General features: G+C 69.6%; 2 protein-coding genes and 1 pseudogene. All 3 read right to left on the reverse strand.

All coding sequences use genetic code 11. The annotated features are described in order from the left end of the window. Nucleotides 1–630 (reverse strand): annotated as a pseudogene (locus JWR89_RS08025) (hypothetical protein); the annotation flags it as partial. Continuing rightward, nucleotides 630–1,985, reverse strand: a complete 1,356-nt coding sequence (locus JWR89_RS08030) for an HlyD family efflux transporter periplasmic adaptor subunit (protein WP_299714041.1) — start codon at nucleotides 1,983–1,985, stop codon at nucleotides 630–632. The gene JWR89_RS08030 and the pseudogene JWR89_RS08025, both read right to left, overlap by 1 nt. A 238-nt stretch (nucleotides 1,986–2,223) precedes the next feature. Next, nucleotides 2,224–3,707, reverse strand: a 1,484-nt coding sequence (locus JWR89_RS08035) for an Ig-like domain-containing protein (RefSeq protein WP_299714044.1), incomplete at its 5' end; no start/stop codon positions are given.

Raw genomic sequence — 3,707 nt, forward strand, 5'->3', positions numbered from 1 at the left:
TCCGAGTTCGTGCACCACCTTGAGGCAGCCCAGCGTGATGGCAAAGCCGATCGCGCCGTGCACCGAGAACAGGTCGACGAAGGTGCCGAGGAACACGTCCCATTGCCGGGCGACCCGCACCAGACCGATCAGGCCGATGGCGACGATGAGGGCGGCGACCGGCGCGCCGAAGATCCAGCGGATCCAGGGATAGGTCCGGGTGAGAAAGTGATCCGGCCGCAGCAGCGGAATTCGCACGAACAGGTAGTTGTGCAGCAGCCAGCGGCCCCAGCTTCCGCGCTGCCGTTCCGCCTTGGCGATCATCGCAGCGGTGGCCTGCGGGCTGGTGGCGCGCAGCAGGTCGAACGAGAACAGGAAATTCACGAGGTCGTCGATATCCTCCTGCTCGATCCGCAAGGTGGTCTCGGCCTCGACGCGCGCGGCGAGCGTGGCCACCGAGCCGGAATCCCAGCGCGACAGCAATTCGAATTCGCGCCAGCCGAGCCGGTAGAACCGGTTGCAGGAGGGATCATGCAGGGTCCAGCTCGGCGAGCCGTCCTGCGCCACCGGACCGGGAAAGATCGCGATCTCCTCACGCAGCGGCAGCAGCGCCTTGGTCATCTCGGTCGAGGTGGCTGCTGCGACGGACATCACAGGCCGACGAACTGGCGGGTCGCGGCGAGCGGCCGGCGCAGCAGGTAATAGAACAGCGTGACGCGCTCGCCATAGACCTTCGCGGTGCCCTTGAGGCCGATGCGCGGAAGCTTCGTGCCATCCGCCAGCGTCGCCTTAAGACGGTAACCAAGCAGCCCGCCCGGCGACTGCGTCGCCTCATAGCTCGCCTGCCGCAGGTGGGCGCGCAGCGGCGCGTCGGGCGACACGTTGAGGAAGAAATCGACCTCGGCGCCGTCCTTCAGCGTGATCGCGTCCGCCACCGGCAGCCAGATTTCCAGCTCGGCCTGGGCGGGATCGGCGATCTCGATCAGGCGCTCGCCGATCGCCACGGGACGGCCGATCCAGGCGTTGGGATCGTCGAACAGCACGATGCCGCCGCGCGTCGCGGTGACCTTGATGCGGTCGAGCAGCGACTGGTTGTAGACCACGTCGGCGCGGCGCTGTTCGGCGCGGCCTTTCAGCACCGACAGCAGCGCGCGGCTCTTGTCCTCGAACACCGCCGATTGCGCGGCCTGGCGATATTCGGCTTCCGCCACCGCCAGCGCCTTGCCGGCGACATCGAGCTTGTTCTCGATGGCGCGCGGATCTAGCACCAGCAGCAGTTGACCTTCCTTCACCGGCTGGTTCGGCTGGACCTCGAAGCGATCGACCACACCTTCCAGCGGCGCGCGGACGATGGTCGGCCGCAACGCCACCACTTCGGCCGGCGCCAGCGCCGACAGCGTGATCGGCAGGAACATCGCCGCGACCACGCAGGCCGCCAGCGCCAGCCTGATCAAGCCGCCGCGGCTGCGCCACAGCTTCAGCAGCGAACGCCGCCGGCCCGCGCGAAAATTCGCCCAGGCGAGGCCGTAGCCGTCGGTCAGTTCCTGCAGCAGGTGGCGATCGCCGTCGCTCCAGGGTTGCTCGCGCGCCAGCAGCAGCGCGCCGAGCGGCGGCTGGCCGTCGCGGCCGAGCGGCACCAGCAGGCCATGGGCCGGCAACCATTCCGCCCAGGCTTCGCCCAGCGCGCCTTCCAGATGCGAGGCATCGACATGGCGCGCGCCGGTGCCGTCGTCGAGCCCGGCGAAGGCGCGTTGCAGCCACAGCAGGAACGGCGCGTTGCGCTCCACCGTGGCCGCGCCGGACACCGCGACCACGCGGCCCGCGCCACGCGCATCGCGCTGCCACAGCGCCGCCTGCCGGTACGGCAGCAGCGCGTGGGTCTCGTTGACCATGACGAAGGCCAGCTCTTCCGCGGAGGCCGCATGCCGCGCCCGCTTCAGGAGCTGGACCAGCGTGCCCAGCCCGTAGAGCTGCGCATCGAGTGAACTCGGGGGAACGGGCTTCATGGGAAACGGTTCTCGCGCGGCGTGAGGCGGGATAGCCTCCCCACGAGTCGTCCCCGCGCAGGCGGGGACCCATAACCCCCGTCGTCTGTAATCAGAACCCGGCCACTGCTGCCATCCCGCCATACGCCTGCACGGCGTATGGGTCCCCGCTCCGCGTGCGCCGAAGGCGCACTAGGCGGGGACGACTCGTGGAGAGGCCGCGCCGCAGCACGACCTATTGGGTACGCGGGCATCACGCTCATCGGCCCTGCTGCAGGCTGGCGAGCAGCGCGTGGGTCTGCGCGGTCATGGCGCGCCAGCCGATGCCCGCCATCTGCTCCGACAGGCCGGCGCGGCCCGCCGGCGCGTCGGCCGCGCCCACGACAATCGCGTCGCCCCGCGCGGACAGACCGCGGATCGCGAACGGCGCGAGGAGGTCCGCGGTGTCGCGCCCGGTGACATCGCGCACCGCGGCCTCGATGGCGGCGAGTTCCGGTGAGCTGAGCGGCAAGGCGGCATGGCGCATGGCCGGCATGCGGTCGATGTCCCAGCCCTGCTTGCCTGCGGCCGGCCGCAGCTCGATGACGAAGGTGGTCACCGCGACATTGCCCTTGGAGTCCCGCGCCAGCACCTCGACGGTGATGGTCTTCGCCGCTTGCGGTGTCGCCGGCGGCACCACGCCGGCATCCGGATTCGGCGGCAGCGCACCGGTCTGGACGTCGTTGGAATCGATCGGCTCGCCGCCAATGCTGGCGACCATTCCGTCCGGCGGCAGGCCGGCAAACTTGCCGCTGACGGAATCGAAGGTCAGCCAGTCCGGCAGCGGATCGCCATTGGCCTGGCGGGCGATGATGTAGACCACGTCGCCGCCGAGCGAATCCCGCAGCCCGCCCAGTGCCAGGTCGATCTGCATCCGGGCGTCGGCATCCGCCGCCACAACCGGCTTGGTGAAGACCACGTGGTAGCTGTAGCCGGTAGTGCTGCCGTAACCGTCGCCGCGGTCGTTCGGGACCAGAAAGTTGACCCTTGAGGTGTCGAAGCCGAGCGGCGGCGGCGCGATGGCCTGGGTCGGCGGCACGATGGACCGGTCGGCGAACACCGGCGGCGGAACGATGATGCCGCTGACGCCAAGCGCGGTTTGCGTCACCGCGCTTTGGCTGGACAGCGCGCTGCCATCGTCCACGGTCCACTGCACGGTGCGCTGGCCATCGGCGAAGGTCGTGGAGAGGAAGGTGACGCTGGCCAGCGCGGCCTGATAGTCGGCCACCGACGCGGTGCCGGTCAGCGTCAGCACGCCGGTGGCGCGGTCGAAACTGCCGACAATGCCGTGCTGGTTGACGAAGCCGAGCGTATCGTCCGCCGGCTGGAAGCCGCCGGTGATGGCGACGCGGGCGCCGACCATGGTGGCGCTGTCGACGTCAACAAGCGCGATGCCCGGGCTGAGCCGGATCGGCACGCCGGTATTGGCGTCGAACGACAGCGTGTTGTCTGCGGTCAAAACCGGCGCGTCGTTGACCGCCTTGACGGTCAGGTTGACCGTAACGCTAGCGCTCGACAGCGTGCCGTCACTGACGTGGTAGGTGAAGCTGTCAGCGCCGTTGTAGTCCTGGAACGACAGGTACTTGAACGATCCGTCGGCGTTCAGCGTCAGGGTGCCGTGCGTCGGGCCGGCGTCGAGCACCGCGGTCAGCGGCGCGCCGTTGATGTCGGTGTCGTTGGCCAAGAGGCCCTGCGCCGCGTTGC

Origin of the sequence: Tardiphaga sp. (assembly GCF_028290785.1) — a bacterium.
Taxonomy (GTDB): Bacteria; Pseudomonadota; Alphaproteobacteria; order Rhizobiales; family Xanthobacteraceae; genus Tardiphaga.